The 17,409-nt window shown below is 58.9% G+C and carries 16 protein-coding genes, 1 tRNA gene and 2 pseudogenes; 11 read left to right on the forward strand and 8 right to left on the reverse strand.

Annotated features, from left to right (window positions below):
* Positions 1-71: 71 nt before the first annotated feature.
* Positions 72-1,511: a hypothetical protein gene (locus OEG82_RS00825; protein ID WP_267610571.1), complete on the reverse strand. Its 1,440-nt coding sequence runs from the start codon at positions 1,509-1,511 to the stop codon at positions 72-74.
* A 795-nt stretch (positions 1,512-2,306) separates the two neighbouring features.
* Here OEG82_RS00825 and OEG82_RS00830 point away from each other — a divergent pair.
* Positions 2,307-2,486 (forward strand): annotated as a pseudogene (locus OEG82_RS00830) (Arm DNA-binding domain-containing protein); the annotation flags it as partial.
* Between the two features lie 6 nt (positions 2,487-2,492).
* The gene (locus tag OEG82_RS00835; protein WP_425497619.1) at positions 2,493-3,338 is read left to right on the forward strand and encodes a tyrosine-type recombinase/integrase; all 846 of its coding nucleotides are present in this window, start codon (positions 2,493-2,495) and stop codon (positions 3,336-3,338) included.
* Between the two features lie 258 nt (positions 3,339-3,596).
* Here OEG82_RS00835 and OEG82_RS00840 read toward each other — a convergent pair.
* From OEG82_RS00840 to OEG82_RS00865, 6 genes and pseudogenes are all read right to left on the reverse strand, one after another.
* Positions 3,597-4,144, reverse strand: a pseudogene (locus tag OEG82_RS00840) (recombinase family protein).
* Between the two features lie 158 nt (positions 4,145-4,302).
* Positions 4,303-5,706 (reverse strand): amidase, encoded by a 1,404-nt coding sequence (locus OEG82_RS00845; RefSeq protein WP_267610572.1) that lies wholly within the window; start codon positions 5,704-5,706, stop codon positions 4,303-4,305.
* A 42-nt stretch (positions 5,707-5,748) separates the two neighbouring features.
* Complete coding sequence (locus OEG82_RS00850; protein ID WP_267610573.1) at positions 5,749-6,453, reverse strand: cyclase family protein; 705 nt, start codon at positions 6,451-6,453, stop codon at positions 5,749-5,751.
* A 24-nt stretch (positions 6,454-6,477) separates the two neighbouring features.
* Positions 6,478-7,809: a TRAP transporter large permease gene (locus tag OEG82_RS00855; protein WP_267610574.1), complete on the reverse strand. Its 1,332-nt coding sequence runs from the start codon at positions 7,807-7,809 to the stop codon at positions 6,478-6,480.
* A 66-nt stretch (positions 7,810-7,875) separates the two neighbouring features.
* Positions 7,876-8,394 carry a TRAP transporter small permease subunit gene (locus tag OEG82_RS00860; RefSeq protein ID WP_267610575.1) on the reverse strand — a complete coding sequence of 173 codons (519 nt, stop codon included), beginning with the start codon at positions 8,392-8,394 and terminating at the stop codon, positions 7,876-7,878.
* A 37-nt stretch (positions 8,395-8,431) separates the two neighbouring features.
* Positions 8,432-9,493 (reverse strand): C4-dicarboxylate TRAP transporter substrate-binding protein, encoded by a 1,062-nt coding sequence (locus OEG82_RS00865; protein WP_267610576.1) that lies wholly within the window; start codon positions 9,491-9,493, stop codon positions 8,432-8,434.
* A gap of 211 nt (positions 9,494-9,704) precedes the next feature.
* Between OEG82_RS00865 and OEG82_RS00870 the strand changes: the two genes are divergently transcribed.
* Together OEG82_RS00870 and OEG82_RS00875 are read left to right on the forward strand one after the other, a co-directional pair.
* A complete protein-coding gene (locus OEG82_RS00870; protein WP_267610577.1) occupies positions 9,705-10,088 on the forward strand; it encodes a LysR family transcriptional regulator in 384 nt (127 codons plus the stop codon).
* Positions 10,085-10,633, forward strand: a complete 549-nt coding sequence (locus tag OEG82_RS00875) for a LysR substrate-binding domain-containing protein (protein ID WP_267610578.1) — start codon at positions 10,085-10,087, stop codon at positions 10,631-10,633. Before OEG82_RS00870 ends, OEG82_RS00875 begins: the two co-directional genes overlap by 4 nt.
* A 265-nt stretch (positions 10,634-10,898) precedes the next feature.
* Here the strand turns inward: OEG82_RS00875 and OEG82_RS00880 are convergent.
* Positions 10,899-10,988: transfer RNA gene (locus OEG82_RS00880), tRNA-Ser, on the reverse strand.
* Between the two features lie 324 nt (positions 10,989-11,312).
* On the opposite strand from OEG82_RS00880, the gene OEG82_RS00885 reads away from it, so the two are divergent.
* The 7 genes from OEG82_RS00885 to OEG82_RS00915 all read left to right on the forward strand — a co-directional run bounded on the left by OEG82_RS00885 (position 11,313) and on the right by OEG82_RS00915 (position 17,374).
* The gene (locus OEG82_RS00885; RefSeq protein WP_267610579.1) at positions 11,313-11,915 is read left to right on the forward strand and encodes a 50S ribosomal protein L21; all 603 of its coding nucleotides are present in this window, start codon (positions 11,313-11,315) and stop codon (positions 11,913-11,915) included.
* A gap of 79 nt (positions 11,916-11,994) precedes the next feature.
* A complete protein-coding gene (rpmA, locus tag OEG82_RS00890) occupies positions 11,995-12,264 on the forward strand; it encodes a 50S ribosomal protein L27 (protein ID WP_267610580.1) in 270 nt (89 codons plus the stop codon).
* 132 nt (positions 12,265-12,396) lie between these two features.
* Positions 12,397-13,086 carry a GNAT family N-acetyltransferase gene (locus OEG82_RS00895; protein WP_267610581.1) on the forward strand — a complete coding sequence of 230 codons (690 nt, stop codon included), beginning with the start codon at positions 12,397-12,399 and terminating at the stop codon, positions 13,084-13,086.
* 72 nt (positions 13,087-13,158) lie between these two features.
* The gene (locus OEG82_RS00900) at positions 13,159-13,695 is read left to right on the forward strand and encodes a DUF3833 family protein (RefSeq protein ID WP_267610582.1); all 537 of its coding nucleotides are present in this window, start codon (positions 13,159-13,161) and stop codon (positions 13,693-13,695) included.
* A gap of 139 nt (positions 13,696-13,834) precedes the next feature.
* Positions 13,835-14,884 (forward strand): GTPase ObgE, encoded by a 1,050-nt coding sequence (gene obgE / locus OEG82_RS00905; RefSeq protein ID WP_267610583.1) that lies wholly within the window; start codon positions 13,835-13,837, stop codon positions 14,882-14,884.
* 2 nt (positions 14,885-14,886) lie between these two features.
* Positions 14,887-16,008 carry a glutamate 5-kinase gene (proB, locus tag OEG82_RS00910; protein WP_267610584.1) on the forward strand — a complete coding sequence of 374 codons (1,122 nt, stop codon included), beginning with the start codon at positions 14,887-14,889 and terminating at the stop codon, positions 16,006-16,008.
* Positions 16,009-16,090: 82 nt separating this feature from the next.
* Positions 16,091-17,374 carry a glutamate-5-semialdehyde dehydrogenase gene (locus OEG82_RS00915; RefSeq protein ID WP_267610585.1) on the forward strand — a complete coding sequence of 428 codons (1,284 nt, stop codon included), beginning with the start codon at positions 16,091-16,093 and terminating at the stop codon, positions 17,372-17,374.
* Positions 17,375-17,409 lie beyond the last annotated feature (35 nt).

The raw sequence follows: 17,409 nt of genomic DNA on the forward strand, positions 1-17,409 counted from the left end.
ACGCGCGTCAATCCGGGCGAGGCATGTGGATGCGGCCGGGTGGTTTCCCGCCCGGCCGCAATGCTTGTTGCTTACTGGTTGACGCCCAGATTGTTGCCGTTGCCCTGCTGGCTGAACGACGCCTGATTGGAGCTTCCGACCTGCGCGATGATCGCCTGGTTCTGGCTGCCGGCTACAGTGCCGGAGATGTTGTTGCCATTGCCGTCCTGCAGCATGCCGAACAGGTTGTTGTCGCCGGTGAAGGACGCGGTCACGACGTTGTCGTTGCCCTGCTGCTCAACCAGGCCGGCCTGAACCAGCGAGGCACCGGCAGCGGTCAGCGCATCACCCGACAGGGTCGGTGTGGTGCTGGTCAAACCATTGCCGTTGCCATCGACGCTGATGTCAGCATCGTTCGTGCTGCCATTCTGCTGCACGCCAAAGGCGTTGTTGTCCTGGAGCACACTGACGGATGCGGTGTTCGTCGTGCCGATCTGCTCGACGCCGATATTGTTGCCGTCACCAGCGATGGTCGCGATGCTCACAGTATTCGTGTTACCGACCTGCGCCACGCCAAGCTGGTTGTTGTCGCCAGCGATTGTCAGCGTGCCGACGCTGTTGTCGAAAAATTCCTGCGTGACGCCGAACTGGTTGCCATGGCCGGAGATGACCAGATTGGCCGAGTTGCCGCCCTTGTCGGCATTGCCGTTATTCACATCGGCATAGCCCTGCAACAGCTCGCTTGAGGTGGCGCCGCTCGATGCGGCAAAGCCGGAAAGCGTGCCATTGCCGTTGTTGCTGCCCGAGATGTCGACATCCAGCGTGTTGACGCCTTCTCCGCCGGTACTGACCTGGGTGATCTTGTTGATCGTGTTGTTGGCACCGCTCATGCTGACATCAGCCGTGTTGCCGGTGCCCTTGTGCTTGTCCTGGGTCACGGTGTTGATCGTATTGCCGTCCGAGGCGCCGTCATTGAGGTCGCCCTGTACGATCGTCAGAATATTGCCTGGCGCATTGGGAGCACCGCCGAACCGGTCCCTCTGATCCACCTTGCCCACAACGTTGCCGCTGGACTTCTGGGTCAGGTCGGCCGAGTTGCCGTCGGAATTTCCGTTCTCGGTCAGCTGCGACAGGTCGACAACGCCGATTTCGTTGTTGTCGCCACTCTGAAGGATATCCAGGTTGTTGCCGACCTTGGAGCCTTGATTCTTCTGCAACATTGCATTGCCGGCCGCGCCAGCCTGGTTGTTCTTACCGCTCTGGGTCACCAGAGCCGTGTTCGAACCATTGGCACTGGAGTTGACCTGGTTGGTGAAGGCCTTGTTGTCGTCTGCGAGCACCGCTCCGGCGGTCATTGAAAGCGCAGTCGCAGCCATAAGAAAGGTCTTGAAGATTTGCATGTCATTTCCCTGCATTAAGTGCGTGAAACTTTTTTCACGGATTGAAATGAGTGACGGTCTACCAACATCCCTGCCTGCACCCCCACCACACGAAGCAGCACATTCGCCGCCGATGCTCCCACCGCGCGACACAGCATCGCGCGGACATTAACTGTTTGTTAACATTTGTGGAACGTAAAGGCACACCGAAGTGAGGTCAAGAATTTCCTCGTAAACGAGTGATTAATGCTAACGTATAAAACTTGAATAAAATCGGGCAGTTCAGTACTTGCGGCGGGACTCGCTGATGCTGTCTTGCCCTGCCTGGCGGCTGGCCGTGCTTCGCAGACCCGCTCAAGCAAATCCGGAATAGGAGATGGCCGGGTTTCTTCGGCGAATGGTCACCGCACGCCTGGGATGTAGAGAGACCATTGTTGCAAGCCGGGACGGAAGGTGGCCGCAAGGGCCTGACCTGTCGTGACCCCGCAAAGGCCGGGCGTGGAGCGCGGACGGTCTGTCCTGGCCAGATTTGCGACACTTCATTCCCGCGTTTGGCGCGCTACGGCTGACGACGGCTGAAACAACAGGGGTCAAACATCTGCCCTTGAAAACGGCCCTTTATATCGGGCAGCCCGCATCAATCACATATGCTCTGTCACAAACCTGAAAGATATCGCATCTGCTGCCCAACCAATGGCGGAGAGGGTGTCTGCGAACATAGAGTACGGTAGGGCACAGGGAGATCCAGATATCTCTTTAATATCAATTGGTAATCCAAAACGCTAGTCTAACAGCATCCAACGGAATACGCTGCAATCCGATTCGGAATGTGGTACGGAATGTGGAGGCTCGAGAGTTTGGATGCCGAAATCAACAGGCATGCATCCGGATAAAGCGCTATCAGCGCTCAGAGTCCGTCAAATCAGTTAAGCAGGCCGGTATGCCGATGGCAACGGACTTTATCTGATCGTCGACCTCTCCGGTGCCAAGCGCTGGGTGCTGCGTATTGTGGTGCAAGGCAGACGGCGCGATATCGGTCTCGGTGGCCTTTCCATCATATCCTTGGCGGAGGCACGCGAAACCGCGCGCGATTACCGACGTATCGCGCGGAGCGGCGGCGATCCCATCGCAGAATTGAGAAAACCACCTGATTCCGCGCCGACTTTCAGCGAAGCAGCCGAGCAGGTCTTTCGGGACCACAAGGCCAGCTGGGATAACCCCAAGCACCAGCAACAATGGATGACGACGCTCAGGACCTACGCTTTTCCAGTGTTGGGCGAGATGCGCGTGGATCAGATCCAGACGCCTGACATCCTGAAGGTGTTGTCGCCGATCTGGCTGAGCAAAGCAGAAACAGCGCGCAGGGTAAGGCAGCGGATTGGCACTGTGCTGGATTGGGCTGGTAGTGCCGGATACCGGCGCGGTGAAAACCCGACATCTGGTGTCACCAAAGGCCTGCCCAAGCAGCAGAAGACAAAAAAACACCATGCGGCATTGCCCTATGCCGATGTGCCAGCCTTCGTCGCTCGGCTGCGCTCATCAACCAATGACGGCCAGATCGCACGCCTTGCATTCGAATTCCTGATTTTGACAGCCAGCCGAACCGGTGAGGTGCTTGAGGCCAGCTGGAAAGAGATCGACCTGGAGAACGCGCTGTGGACGGTTCCTGCCGAGCGGATGAAGGCCAAGCTTGCGCATCGGGTTCCGCTGAGTAACCGGTGCATCGAAATACTAAAGCAAGCCCGGCAACTGGATGTCGCCAGCCCTTATCTGTTTCCGGGCACCGCCAGCGACCGACCGTTCTCGAATGCCGTGTTCCTGTCGATGCTGAAGCGAATGGAAGTGGCCTGCATTACTACTACCGAAATAACAGCCTTCTATTTCTATGGTGTAGCTTGCAGAATGACCGGACCATTCAGGTGTTCAAAGCAATCAAAGCAAGCCATCATGGAGACGACCTCCCACAGCATTTTGTTGTAGAGTCATGCCCAGAAAGCCTCGAGGAACTTAGGAGTCGGAACGCATTCCTAGCGCGCCTCGGCTTGACGGGGATTTGGTTTGAAACCAAACGCTATGAGTGCGTCGAGGGTATCCTGAGACTCGCCAGAAACGAACTGGCTTACCGCGACACGCAGTAGCGGCGGTCTCATTCAAAATCGTATCATATTTCAACGATGACTCCATTTGGTCCAACAATTTTTGCACTGAAGTGAATCACTTACCTGCGACAGAGAGCGTTCACGCATGTTCGTTTAAGATCCGATAAACCTGCATCCGCGAACAATCCAAGATCGCGCAATAGCGGATGGCTTTTCGCCACCGCCTGCCAACCGCAGGACTTCGTCCCGATCGATGCGCTGTTTGCCACCCTTGTACCGGCCAAGCGACTTGGCACGGTCGATCCCCTCGCGCTGCCGCTCTTTGATGAACCGGCGCTCCATCTGCGCCACCATGCCAAGCACGGTCATGACGATCTGGCCCATGTCACCCTTGGTTGAGACGTAAGGGTCCAGCACGGTCACGAAGGCCTGCTTCTGTTCGCATTCATGGATGATGTTCAAAACATCGCGGGTGTCTCGGCCAAGCCGATCCAGCCGCGTTACGATCAATTCATCGTCTGGCCGCAAGAAGCTAAGTGTGGTTGCCAGTTCGTCCCGGTCGTCACGGCTCTTGCCTGATACCTTCTCCGAACGGATGAGACTGCAGCCCTCAGCGGTCAGTCTATCTGTCTGAATGTGTAGATCTTGGTCAGTTGCGCTGACGCGAGCATATCCGATGCGTGCCATTCGTAACTCCAGCTTTTAGACCAGAGTCTACGATGTCACAAATAGACCAAGTCAAGGCTGATGTTACGGGTTTTCGACGCTTTCGATACGTAACAACAGCGTATACTTATATGTTTTCAGTCACATAGAACATCTCTAATACAAAGCGCCGTTTTTCATTAGGAAGAATGCAAACCGGGATTTTCCAGGTGGTATTTTGACGATTTTTGATACGCGTGAGCCAGGGCGAGAATGGAAATCTCATCATGAGTGGAGGAAATCGCCTGCAGCCCGACCGGCATCCCATTGCTGGCAAAGCCCACCGGTATCGAGGCGGCCGGCTGCCCGGTGAGATTGAACGGGTAGGTAAATGTGGCCCAGGAGACAATGTTCTTGTCCTCGTAGCCGGGCGGAACATCAAGCCCGGCCTTGAAGGCCGTCACAGGCAACGTAGGGGTCAACAGGATATCGTAAACATCGAAAAACGCGCGCATTTTCTCGCGGAATTCGTAGCGCCTGAAGACACTCTGGTAGTAATCCTGCATATCCTGCTCAAGCGCCTTTTGGAGAATTTCCAGCACAGGCGGATCCAGCAATTCAGGCTTGTTCCGGATAGTGTTATTCAATCTGGTGCCGACGCCCGCATAAAATTCTGCGGTCCACATATCGATAGGATCTTCCATGACCTGATCAACCAGATCGACATTCAGCCCCAGCCTTTCGATGTGCTTGACCGCCTGCTCGGTTAATTGCAGAACTTCCGGATCAACACGACCATAGCCGAGCGTCGGGCTCCAGGCGATTCTCAGGTTGCGATAGGACTTTGTTCCACCGCTGAAGTTGGGCTGAGCACCAACGACTGTAAACGGATCCCGGCGGTCATAACCGGCAATTGTGCTGAGAACGATGGACGCGTCCTCAGCTGTATGTGTCAAAGGTCCGACATGGGCCAATGTAGGCGTCGCTGAAGTCGGGAAGACTGCCACACGGCCAAAATTCGCCTTGATACCGAACAGCCCCGTCAGCGCAGCGGGGATGCGAACGGAACCACCCCCATCCGTTCCCAGCGCATAGGGCACCAGTCCGGCGGCAACCATTGCGGCTGCCCCGCAGCTGGAGCCACCGGGGGTCCGGGCGGTATCCCAAGGATTGCGGGTAATGCCTGTCAGCACGCTGTCGCCCACCGCCTTGCATCCGAATTCGCTTGTCGTCGACTTGCCGAGAATGACCGCACCGGCATTGCGCAGCCGTTCCACCGATGGTGCGTCAACGGTTTGCGGCTGATCCGGCGTTGCTCTGGAACCCGCCCTCATGGGCATGCCCTTTACTGCGATGAGGTCCTTGATGGAAGTGGGAATGCCATCGAGTTCACTCAGCGTGCTGCCGTTCATGATCCGCGCCTCGCTGGCTGCGGCCTGCCGCTGCGCAAGCTCGAAATCAACATGGACAAACATGTTGAGTTTCGGTTCAAGCTGCTCGTAGTGCGCGCGAATACTCGCCAACAGTTCGGTTGGCGAGTATTCCTTGCGTGAGAGCCCATTGCTCAACTCGCGGATGGTCTTGAATGCAAATTCAGATGCCATGTCGAGCCCCTGAGTCAATTGGAATGGAAAGATTGCTGAGGACTATTCGTCCAGCAAAGCGACCGCGCGAACGGGGGAACCTGAGCCGCCCTTGAACTTGATCGGCAAGCCGATGAATTCAAACTCGCCCTTGCCCAGAAGCTCTTCGAGATTGACCAGCCATTCGAAATGCGAAATTCCCAAATCGCGGCACAGCCTGTGCTGGGCGAAAATATTGTCGGATGGCTTGTCTGTGGATGGCCCTTCGACACCGTGCATTTTGGAGCCGCGATCAAACAGCCACTGCGTTGCGCCGGTGGTCAGACCGGGATTGCCCCAGACCAGTGCCTTCGGATCATTCAGGTTGCGATTGTGAAAACCGGTGCACAGAAGAACGATGTGTCCATCGACCTTGACGCCGGCTTTCTGCTCGGCGGCCTCCATATGCTCTACCGTGATGTCCTCAAGATTACCGATGTGGCGCAAATCCAGACAAACCGATTTTCCCATGAACAAGTCGAGCGGCATTTCATCCACGGGCGCACCCTTTGGATTGACGTGCAGGAAGGCATCGACATGCGTGCCGACATGGTCGAGCATTCCGATGAAATTGGTCTGGAAGGTCATGGCATCATCCGGCACACCTAGGCCGAGGGCGGCTGTGCTTTCATGGCTCAAGGCCTTCAGATAGACGGGGCTTTGAAACAACTTGTGCGCAGGCATGTTGTCTTCGATCGTCAGGCTCAAATCTACAATACGTCTGGCCATGGAAATTCCCTTCGGCTTGGTTGGTTACATGAGTGATGGAAGAAAAGTCGCCATTGCCGGAAAGTTGGCAACGAGAACGACCAGCAAAATCAGGATGATCCAGTAGGGTATGGAGCCCTTGAAAATCAGCGCGAGTGTGGCGTCAGGGTCGGAGACACAACTCTTCACTGTGTAGACACACAACCCCAGCGGAGGCGTCAGAAGTCCTGCTTCAATCGCCACGATACCCATGATCGCAAATGCAAGCGGATCGTATCCAAGGGTCGAGGCCAGCGGCGCGAACATGGGAACGGTGAGAAGAATGATGGACACCGAGTCGATGAACATGCCCAGGACGAACCAGACCGCCACCATTATGGCCAGGATCAAGAACGGTGAATCGCCAAGGTTCAGGAACAGGTCCTGAATGAAATTGGTAATCCCGCCCAATGCCAGCAGTCGGGAATACATCTGGGCCGTGATCAGCAGGAACAGCAGCGGTGCGGAGATCCGTCCGGTTTCAAGCACTGCCTCGCCCAGTCCGCGCAGATTTACACCTTTCAGGACAGCCATCGCCAGCGCAAGCAAAACGCCCACTCCAGCTGCTTCGGTTGGCGTAAACACGCCAAACCAGATGCCGCCCAGAACGATGACAATCAAACCGCAGACACCCAGGCCGCCAAGCTTCTCCCTGCGGGCTTCGGCAGGATCGCGGGTATCAAGCTCATCCGGTAAACCGGACGCGCCAGTTTCGCCGAAGGCTTCAGGTTTGAGCAGCGCAAAACCGATGATGAAGATGAAGAACATCCCCGTGAGCACGAGCCCCGGAATAACGCCCGCAACAAAGAGACGGCCTATCGACTGCTCCGAAATGACGCCCCAGACAATCAACAGGACGCTAGGCGGGATCAACATGCCGAGCGAGGCGCTGCCGGCGATCGAGCCAAGGGCAGCAGCCTTGTCATAATTGTGCTTGACCATCTGCGGATAGGCGATGCGCGAAAACGCTGCGGCCGAGGCGATGCTGACACCGGTCACGGCACCGAACACCGCGTTGCCCACCACGGTGGCGAGCGCCAGCCGGCCTGGCAGTCGCTTCAACCCGCGGTTTATCAGATTGTAGAGGTCGGTTGCAGTTCCCGACCGGGCTATGAACTCCCCCATGAGCACAAACAGGGGAATGACCGCGAACACATAGTCCCGTATGGCTTCATAGGTCGTGTTGGCCAGAAGTGATCCGGCAATATCGAGACTGCCGGTCAGATATGCGAGACCAAAGAAACTGCAAAGGCCAAGAGCGATCACGACAGGTACGCTGCACAGGATAAGGCCAATCAGTATTGCAATGATTGCAAGTGCAAATTCGGGACTACCCATGGGGCGAGATCTCCTGCGTCGACGAGGAAGCGAAAAGGAAGTGAGAAGAGCCTGAAGGCTGGCGTGCTACAGGTCGACGACTGAACCGGTTGGTTCAGGCTCCCCGCCGGCTGCCTTGGCTATCAAGATGAGATAGTTCAAAACCGCCAGAATGGCGCAGCTGACGATGACAACCTTGACGGGCCACACAGGAACCTGAAAGGAAGCGTGCCCCTCGAATTCCAGCGTCCGGATGGCGCTCATCATCGGCGACCAGGATGCCCAGGCAATCAAGGAAAACAACACCATGCCCAGGGCGGACGTGACGGCTTCAAGAACTGCCTTGCCGCGCTTACCGACCCGGTTGACCAACAATTCCGACCGCAACATGCCGCCGATTCGCACCGCATAGCTCAGCTGAAGAAACGCAATGATGAGAATTCCATTGGCAACAATCTCTGCGATGCCGATGACCGGCTTGTTGAAGATAAAGCGCATGATCACGTCAAATGCGATCAGGACGGCAACGAAGAGCAACAGAGCGGCCGCAACATACTTGAGGGTCTGATTTATCAAACCTACTGCATTGTCAATTTTTACCAGCATGTTAAGTCCGCTCTGTTGAGAGTTCGTTTGGTGGCGCTTATTTAACTTCGTAGCGATAAGGCCAGGCGTGACCGAGCTTTTCGACCTCGTCCATGTAGAAGTTAAGCACTTCGGTTCCCTTGAAGCCGCGCGAGTTCAACTCCGTCGCCATGCGATTGGGGAAATCCTTCAGCGCAGTCGCCCAGTCGGCTTTTGCCGCCTCGGAGATTTCAGTAACCTCGACGTTCAACTCACGCAGCTTGTCGAGTCCTTCCGCATCGTTGCGTGCGCAGACCTCTGCGGTGACGTCGGACCATTCAGCTCCCATCTCCTTGATGATCTCCTGAACTTCAGGGGGCATACGCTCCCAACTCTGCTTGTTGATCGTAACTGCGTTGAGATACTGCGCACCAAAATCGGTCTTGGTGAAATAGGGCGCCACTTCATTGAGCTTGAATTTGTGCCACCATGCCGATGCGCTCAAATACCCTTCGTAGACGCCCGACTGGATTGATTGGTAGGCTTCATTGAGGTTTGACGAGACAGCCGTGGCTCCGACGATCCAGTCGAGATTTGTCCCGGCGCCAGCAATCTTGTGGCCTTCAAGGTCAGCAAAATCCGACCACGCGAAATTCGAACCGAGCCCGTAGTTTTCAAGGCAGGCCCCGCCCAGATAGATCTGGTTGTGCTCAGTCTCGAAGGACGTGTACATTTCAGGAAACTGCTCGAACGTATTGCGCGCAGCTTCCGTCACCACTTTCGCGTCCGGTGAATTGAACGGCAGGAAAAGTGTGAACGTCTGCAGATATCCGTTGGACGGCTCGAAAATCAGGGAAATGAACCCGATATCGAGAATACCATCGCGTGTTGCCTCAAGCACCTCGGTGACCTTCGCCACCTGGCCGGCATGGAGCTCCTGGATGTTGACAGTGTGCTCGGTGCGCGCTTCCACGCGCTTTTTCAGTTCCGGAGCAAACCAGTCATGAGCACTTTCCGTATAGGCCAGCAGGCCGATCGGATGGCCAGAGCCCATGCGGATGTTGATCTCGTCAGCCTGAACCAGGCTGGATGAGGAAAGCAGGACTGCTGACAGAATTAGACCTTGCACGGTTTTTGACATTTTTACCCCTCTGTGGTGATCGATATACATCTGACTTATCGCTTGAAAACGCCAAGCGATGCTTTTGTTGATAATTAAAGGATTCCAGAACAAGCGGGGTTACACAATCTTGAAAATTTGTAAGCCTGATATAAATTTCATTTATGGAGACGATTCAGAATCGTTGAGTTACCGTTCACTCAACAACCAGTTTTTGGTTTAGGAGACTTCTTTGGAACTGCGCGACCTTCATTCGCTAATCGGAATTTCCGAGACAGGCAGCCTGTCTGGCGCCGCCAACAAACTCAATCTGACACAGCCGGCACTCAGCGCGTCGCTGAAGCGATTGGAGGCTGAATTGGGCGTGTTGCTGGTCAGGCGTCATTCCCGCGGAGCCGAGCTCACGCATGAAGGCAAATTCGTTCTTCAGAAAGCCTACGACATCGTACGTGAAGTTGCCGAGGTGACGTCGGTCGTCGAAAGCTTCTCGGAAGAACCGGTAGGCTTGGTCAGGGTTGGACTTCCGACCACCATTGCTGCCGGTCTTATCACCGAATTTTTCCATTGCTGCGGTCACGTTTTCCTCAGATTCGCATCAATGTTGTCGAAGCCATGAGCGGCCGGCTGAGCGAACTCTTGCAATTGGGCAGTCTCGACCTTGCGCTCATGTTTGACATCCAGCCCATGTCGGGTCTACGAACCGAGCCTGTCCTGAGTGAGAAGCTTTGCCTTCTTGTTCCGAGGGATCATCCACTGGCCGGGAAACAGGGCGTCAGGCTTGATGAGATTACGCAGCTCAATCTTGTATTGCCGAGTCCCAGCAATTCTATCCGCAAACATATAAGTGGTGCCTGCGAAGCCGAGGGACTGTCTTTGAATGTGGTCGCGGATATCGATTCTTACGGTGGGCTTCTTGGACTGGTCAAACGTGGGTTCTGCACCATCTTGCCGACTTACCTCGCCCTACAACATGCCGACCGGGCTGAGATGGTCGCCGTTGATTTCATAAGGCCGGAACTGGAATGGACGGTCCACTTAGCTGCGCGGCATGACGCAACCCGCCCGAGGGCGAGCCTGGTTACCGGGCAGTTGCTCACGGAAGTGTGCAAGAATTTGGTTTCAGAGGGCAAATGGCCCGGCGAAATCATCAATCGAGCGTAGAAGCAAATGCCAGACGCAAGTCGAGGCCTTTATCAAGGGCATTCATGTATCCACTCCAGTCCCCAGTCAAAGGGATAGCTGCGGCTTCAAGAACTACCCACCCTTATCAATCGCATAAATGGGAAATGTTGTTAGTCGCATCGGCAGTGTGTCACAAGCACCAATGAGATCCTGCAACAACCATGCCGTAATGTGGTACGAAATGTGGGCCGCAAACAAAGAATATTTCTATTTCTCATAAAAAACAACAAGATAAGTCACAAAATGGCGGAGAGGGTGGGATTCGAACCCACGGTGGAGTTGCCCCCACGCCGCATTTCGAGTGCGGTACTTTCGACCACTCAGCCACCTCTCCGCGTCTTGGTCGGCGCAACATCAGTGCGCGGGCGCTTCCATAACCGGCAAGGCGCGCTTGCACAAGCATTAAGTTTGGCCTCGCGCCACCCAGCCGCACCGAAACGGCAAATTGGCTTGACTCTCGGCCCCGCCTCACGTATCTCGCGACCCGAATGCGGCGTGGGGCTTCCTGCGCCGTTGGCCTTTGGCTGGGCAGTGCCACATTGGCACCCCGGCAAGGCTCCACCCGGCCGCTCCGGCAACGGACCGGCCGATTCGTTCCGACTGGCAAAAAGACGGCCCGCCACAAGGCGAGAGCCGGACGAACACGAAAGGACAAAAGATGTTCGCAGTCATTAAAACCGGCGGTAAGCAGTACCGCGTCGCCGCCAATGACGTTCTGACGATCGAAAAGCTCGAGGGCGCCGCTGGCGATACCGTCGAGTTCAACGAAATTCTCATGGTCGGCGAAGGCGCCGGCGCAACCGTTGGCGCTCCGCTTGTCGAAGGTGCCCTGGTTGTTGCAGAAGTTGTCGAGCAGGGCCGCGCCCGCAAGGTTATCGCCTTCAAGAAGCGCCGCCGGCAGAACTCCAAGCGCATGCGCGGTCATCGTCAGCACCAGACGGTCGTCCGGATCATCGACATCCTGACCGGTGGCGCCAAGCCTTCGAAAAAGGCTGCCGCGAAGAAGGAAGCCGCACCCAAATCGGCTGACGCAGCGCCGGCAACCCTGTTCACCGCGCCGAAGGGCAAGTCCGATGACCTGACCACGATCAAGGGCATCGGCCCGGTCGCAGCCGGTCAGCTCAACGAGCAGGGCATCACCACCTTTGCCCAGATCGCCAAGCTCAGCGACAAGGACATCGTCCGCATCGACGAAGCCATGCCGTTCAGCGCTGACCAGATCTCGGACTGGCGTGACCAGGCCAAGGCACTCGGCAAGTAATCAACCGCCCGTTCGGGCCCTGGCGGCCACAGGCCGCACGTGAGACAATCGCCCCAAAGGGCGGAACAGGAGCAGACCCATGGCACACAAAAAAGCTGGCGGTTCAACGCGTAACGGTCGCGATTCCGAATCCAAGCGCCTCGGCGTGAAGAAGTTCGGTGGCGAAGCCGTGATTTCCGGCAACATCATCCTGCGTCAGCGCGGCACCAAGTGGCATCCCGGCACAGGCGTAGGCCTGGGCAAGGATCACACCATTTTTGCCGTGCAGCCGGGCAATGTTGACTTTCGCAAGAAAGCCAACGGCCGAACCTATGTATCTGTCGTCGCGAAAGCGGAAGCAGCCGAATAAGCCGGATCGCAGTTTACAGGCCGGCGTCTCATCGACCCGGCCCTTGCAGGCGACCTCCGGACTACCGGAACAAGGAAAGGGGAGATGGGACACCATCTCCCCTTTTTCTTTGTCCAAACCGGAGCAACCACCATGAGACAGGATCCCCACAGCAGCCCGGGCGTCAGCGCCAGGGCGCCCAGAGACAGCTTGAGCGACAGCAGCATAAGTCCAAGCGATTCGGAGAGTTTCGAACAAAGGGCACCAAGCTTTGACTGCCCGGTTCTGCTCACCGAAAACCTGGTCCTGCGCGCGCCCCACGCGGAAGACATCGACGCCATTGCCATTCTCGCCGACAATCCGGCCATCGCCACCATGGTGGCGCGCATTCCGCATCCCTATGGACGAACCGACGCCGAAACCTTCGTGCGAACATCGTCCAAACGCGAGAATGGCAATTGCGTCTATGCCATCACCGAAACCGAAACCGGCAAGCTGCTTGGCTGCTGTTCGCTTGACAGCACCGAAGATGGCAATGCGCTCGAGCTTGGCTACTGGATCGGCGAACCGTTCTGGCGGCGCGGCATTGCCACCGAGGCGGTTCATGCGCTGGTCGACATGGCCTTCCGCACCCGCGAGATCAGCCATATCGACGCCTGTTGCCGGGTGATCAACCCGGCGTCACGCCGGGTGCTGCAAAAAAGCGGTTTCCAGTTCCAGGGCAGCGGCATGGTCAACATTCTGGCGATCAACGGCAGTGCCGCGGTCGAACGCTACCGGCTCGACCGCAAGACTTGGGTCTCGCTGATCGGCTGGTCGAATGAAAGCAGGCCGAGGACCTGATCCCCGGCTCGAACCAATCCGGCAGGCCGTTGCCGGCGTAGAAGGGTCATGACCCCCGAAAAGGATTTCATCATGACCCTTCCGCGCCGCTTCAGCCTGCTGGCTGCACTGCTGCTTTCCGCCCTCATCTCACTGCCCGTACACGCAGCCGAGCTACGGCTTGAGGATTTCTTCAAGGGCAAGACCTATGCCTATGGCTCCTTCGGCGCCATCACCGGGCTCAGGCGGTCCTTCCGGGTCGACCTCACCGGCACGGTGCGCGGCAAGGTGCTGACCCTGCGCGAGGATTTTCGCTATGATGACGGCGAACGCGACACCAAGACCTGGATCTTCACCCGCACCGGGCCCCGCACCTATTCCGGCACGAGGGAGGGTGTTGTCGGCGAAACCACCGTGCGGATTTCGGGCAACACCGCCCGCTTCACCTATCGGGTCGATCTCGATCCCGGCGGCAAAGCCAATATTGTCCGCTTCCATGACAAGCTGGTGCTTGAAGACGACGGCACGCTGCGCAACACTGCGCTTGTCACCAAATTCGCCTTGCCCATCGCCCGTGTGAAGGTCAATTTCGCACCGACATTGGCGGGTGCTGAAGCGATCAGACCCTGAGGCGGACCGGCGCGCCGCATTGCCGCCCGTCGCAATTGCTTTGACCTCGCCGCCTCAGCCGTTTATCGATGCCCTGTAAAGCCGGAGGCATGCGCCCGTCCGGCCGCCTCGCGTTCAAAGCCCGGATCGGTACAGCCAGATGAAGTTCCTCGACGAAACCAAGGTCTATATCCGCTCAGGCGACGGCGGCGCCGGCGCCGTCTCGTTCCGGCGCGAGAAATATATCGAGTTCGGCGGACCTGACGGCGGCGATGGCGGCCGCGGCGGAGATGTCTGGGTGGAAGCCGTCGACGGCCTCAACACGCTGATCGACTACCGTTTCCAGCAGCATTTCAAGGGCAAGACCGGCACCCATGGCATGGGCCGCAACCGCACCGGCGCCAATGGCGACCCGGTCACCCTGAAAGTGCCGGCCGGCACCCAGATCTTCGAGGAAGACAACGAGACCCTGATCTGCGACCTGACCGAGGTCGGCCAGCGCTACCGGCTGGCCGCCGGCGGCAATGGCGGCTTCGGCAACGCCCATTTCAAATCCGCCACCAACCAGGCGCCGCGCCATGCCAATCCCGGCCTTGAAGGCCAGGAAAAGAACATCTGGCTGCGGCTCAAGCTGATCGCCGATGCCGGCCTGATCGGCCTGCCCAATGCCGGCAAGTCGACCTTCCTCGCCGCCGTCACCCGCGCGCGGCCGAAGATCGCCAATTACCCCTTCACCACGCTGCACCCCAATCTGGGCGTGGCCACCATCGACGGCCGTGAATTCGTGCTCGCCGACATTCCCGGCCTGATCGAAGGCGCCCATGAGGGCGTCGGCATCGGCGACCGTTTCCTCGGCCATGTCGAGCGCACCCGGGTGCTGCTGCACCTGGTCTCGGCGCTGGAGGAAGATGTCGCCCAGGCCTACAAGACCGTCCGCCATGAACTCGAGGCCTATGGCCACGGCATCGCCGAAAAGCCCGAAATCGTGGCACTCAGCCAGGTCGATGTGGTCGACGCCAGCGAGCGGGCCGAAAAGGTTCGCGCCCTGAAGAAGGCTTGCGGACGCGCACCGTTCGAGATTTCCGCCATCACCAGTGAAGGCATGACCGGCACCTTGCGGGCGCTGCGCGACATCATTGTCGGCGCCAAGGCCGAAGAGGACGCTGCCAAAGCGCCTGCTGCCGGCACCAAGGGCGATGCGGACAGCTGATCATGACGGCGATGCGCAAACCCGTATCCGCGCACAAGCGGATCGTCATCAAGATCGGCTCGGCACTGCTGGTCGACCGCGACAGCGGCCTAAAGGCCGCCTGGCTTGAATCGCTGTGCGCTGATATTGCCGCGCTGAAGGCGACCGGCGCCGAGGTTCTGGTGGTCTCCTCCGGCGCCATCGCCATGGGCCGCACCGTGCTCGGGCTCGCACCGGGCGGACTGCGGCTCGAGGAAAGCCAGGCTGCAGCCGCCGTCGGCCAGATCGCGCTGGCCCGCGCCTGGTCCGCCAGCCTGTCGGAGCACGGCATCGTCGCCGGCCAGATCCTGCTCACGCTTGGCGACACCGAGGAACGGCGGCGCTACCTCAATGCCCGCGCAACCATCGCCGAACTGATGCGCCACAGCGCGGTGCCGATCATCAACGAGAACGACACCGTCGCCACCAGCGAGATCCGCTATGGCGACAATGACCGGCTCGCCGCCCGTGTCGCCACCATGACCGGCGCCGATCTTCTGGTGCTGATGTCGGATATTGACGGGCTCTACACCGCGCCGCCGCATCTTGATCCCGACGCCCGTTTCCTCGAGATCATCGACGCCATCACCCCGGAGATCGAGGCCATGGCCGGCGACGCCGGGTCGGAACTCTCCCGCGGCGGCATGAAGACCAAGATCGATGCCGGCAAGATCGCCACCGGCGCCGGCTGCGCCATGATCATCGCTTCCGGCAAGACCGAGCATCCGCTCTCGGCCATCGACAAGGGCGCCCGCTCGAGCTGGTTCCAGCCCTCGGGCACGCCGCAGACCGCGCGCAAGACCTGGATCGCCGGACAGCTCGATCCTGCCGGCCGGATGATCATCGACGCAGGTGCGGAAACCGCGCTGCGCTCCGGCAAGAGCCTGCTGCCCGCCGGTGTCCGCGCCGTCTCGGGCGAGTTTCACCGCGGCGATCCCGTCGCCGTCTGCGATGCCGCCGGCCGGGAAATTGCCCGCGGTCTGTCTGCCTATGATTCCGATCAGGCCAGACGCATAGCCGGCTGCAAATCCACCGAGATCGAGGCGATCCTGGGCTATTCCGGCCGCGCCGCCATGATCCATCGCGACGACATGGTCATCGGCTGACAGCTTCGGGCCGTCTCACCGCTTTACGGCGTCCCGCCGATTGCGTAAGAAAACCGCCTGACCGTGCGCCCGGAGAGCCGCCATGCTGGAAAAGACCAAGACCCAAGCCGACATCACCGCCCTGATGGCCGATATCGGCCAGCGCGCCCGGGCCGCGTCACGGCCTCTGGCAGTCGCCGGCACCGATCGCAAGAATGCCGCGCTCAACGCCATGGCCGACGCCATTTCCGCCCGCAGCCGGGAAATCCTGGCAGCCAATGCCATCGACGTCGAAGCCGCCGAGGCGACCGGCATGGCAGCCTCCTTTCTCGACCGGCTGAAGCTCGATGACGGCCGCATCGACAGCATTGTCAGCGGCATTCGCGCCATCGCCGCCCTGCCCGATCCCGTCGGCAGCGTCATCGCCGCCTGGGAACGGCCCAACGGGCTGAAGATCGAGCGGGTGCGCACGCCGCTCGGCGTCATCGGCGTGATCTATGAAAGCCGCCCCAATGTCACCGCCGACGCCGGTGCGCTCTGCCTCAAGGCCGGCAATGCGGTGATCCTGCGTGGCGGATCGGATTCCTTCCATTCCTCGCGCGCCATCCATGCCTGCCTGGTCGACGGGCTGACGACCGCCGGCCTGCCCGCCGATGCGATCCAGATGATCCCGGTCTCCGACCGCTCAGCCGTCGGCGAATTGCTCACCGGCCTCAATGGCGCCGTCGATGTGATCGTGCCGCGTGGCGGCAAGAGCCTTGTCGCGCGCGTGCAGGCCGATGCCCGCGTGCCGGTCTTTGCCCATCTCGAGGGCCTGTGCCACATCTATGTCGACAAGTCCGCCGATCCCGCCATGGCCCGCGCCATTGTCGTCAACGCCAAGATGCGCCGCACCGGCATCTGCGGCGCCGCCGAAACCCTGCTGCTCGACAAGGACATCGATCGCCAGGTCGCGGCCGGCATCCTCGCCGATCTCGTCGCCGATGGCTGCGAAATCCACGGCGATCCGGCGATCATGGAACTGGCGCCGCAGGCAATCCCCGCCACCGAGGATGACTGGCGCACCGAATATCTCGACGCCATCATCGCCGCGCGCTTTGTCGACGGCATCGCGGGCGCGATCGACCATATCGCGCAGTGGTCATCCAGTCACACCGAAGCGGTGATTGCCGAAGACCCGGCCGTGGCTGAGCGCTTCTTCGCCGAAGTCGATTCGGCGATCCTTTTGCACAACGCCTCGACCCAGTTCGCCGATGGCGGCGAATTCGGCATGGGCGCGGAAATCGGCATTGCCACCGGCAAGATGCACGCCCGCGGCCCGGTGGGCGTCGAGCAACTGACCTCGTTCAAGTATCGCGTGTACGGTACCGGACAGATCCGGCCTTGAGGGCGACGCGCGCCGGGGCCGCCTCATACCTGAAA

Origin of the sequence: Hoeflea ulvae (assembly GCF_026619435.1) — a bacterium.
Classification (GTDB): domain Bacteria; phylum Pseudomonadota; class Alphaproteobacteria; order Rhizobiales; family Rhizobiaceae; genus Hoeflea; species Hoeflea ulvae.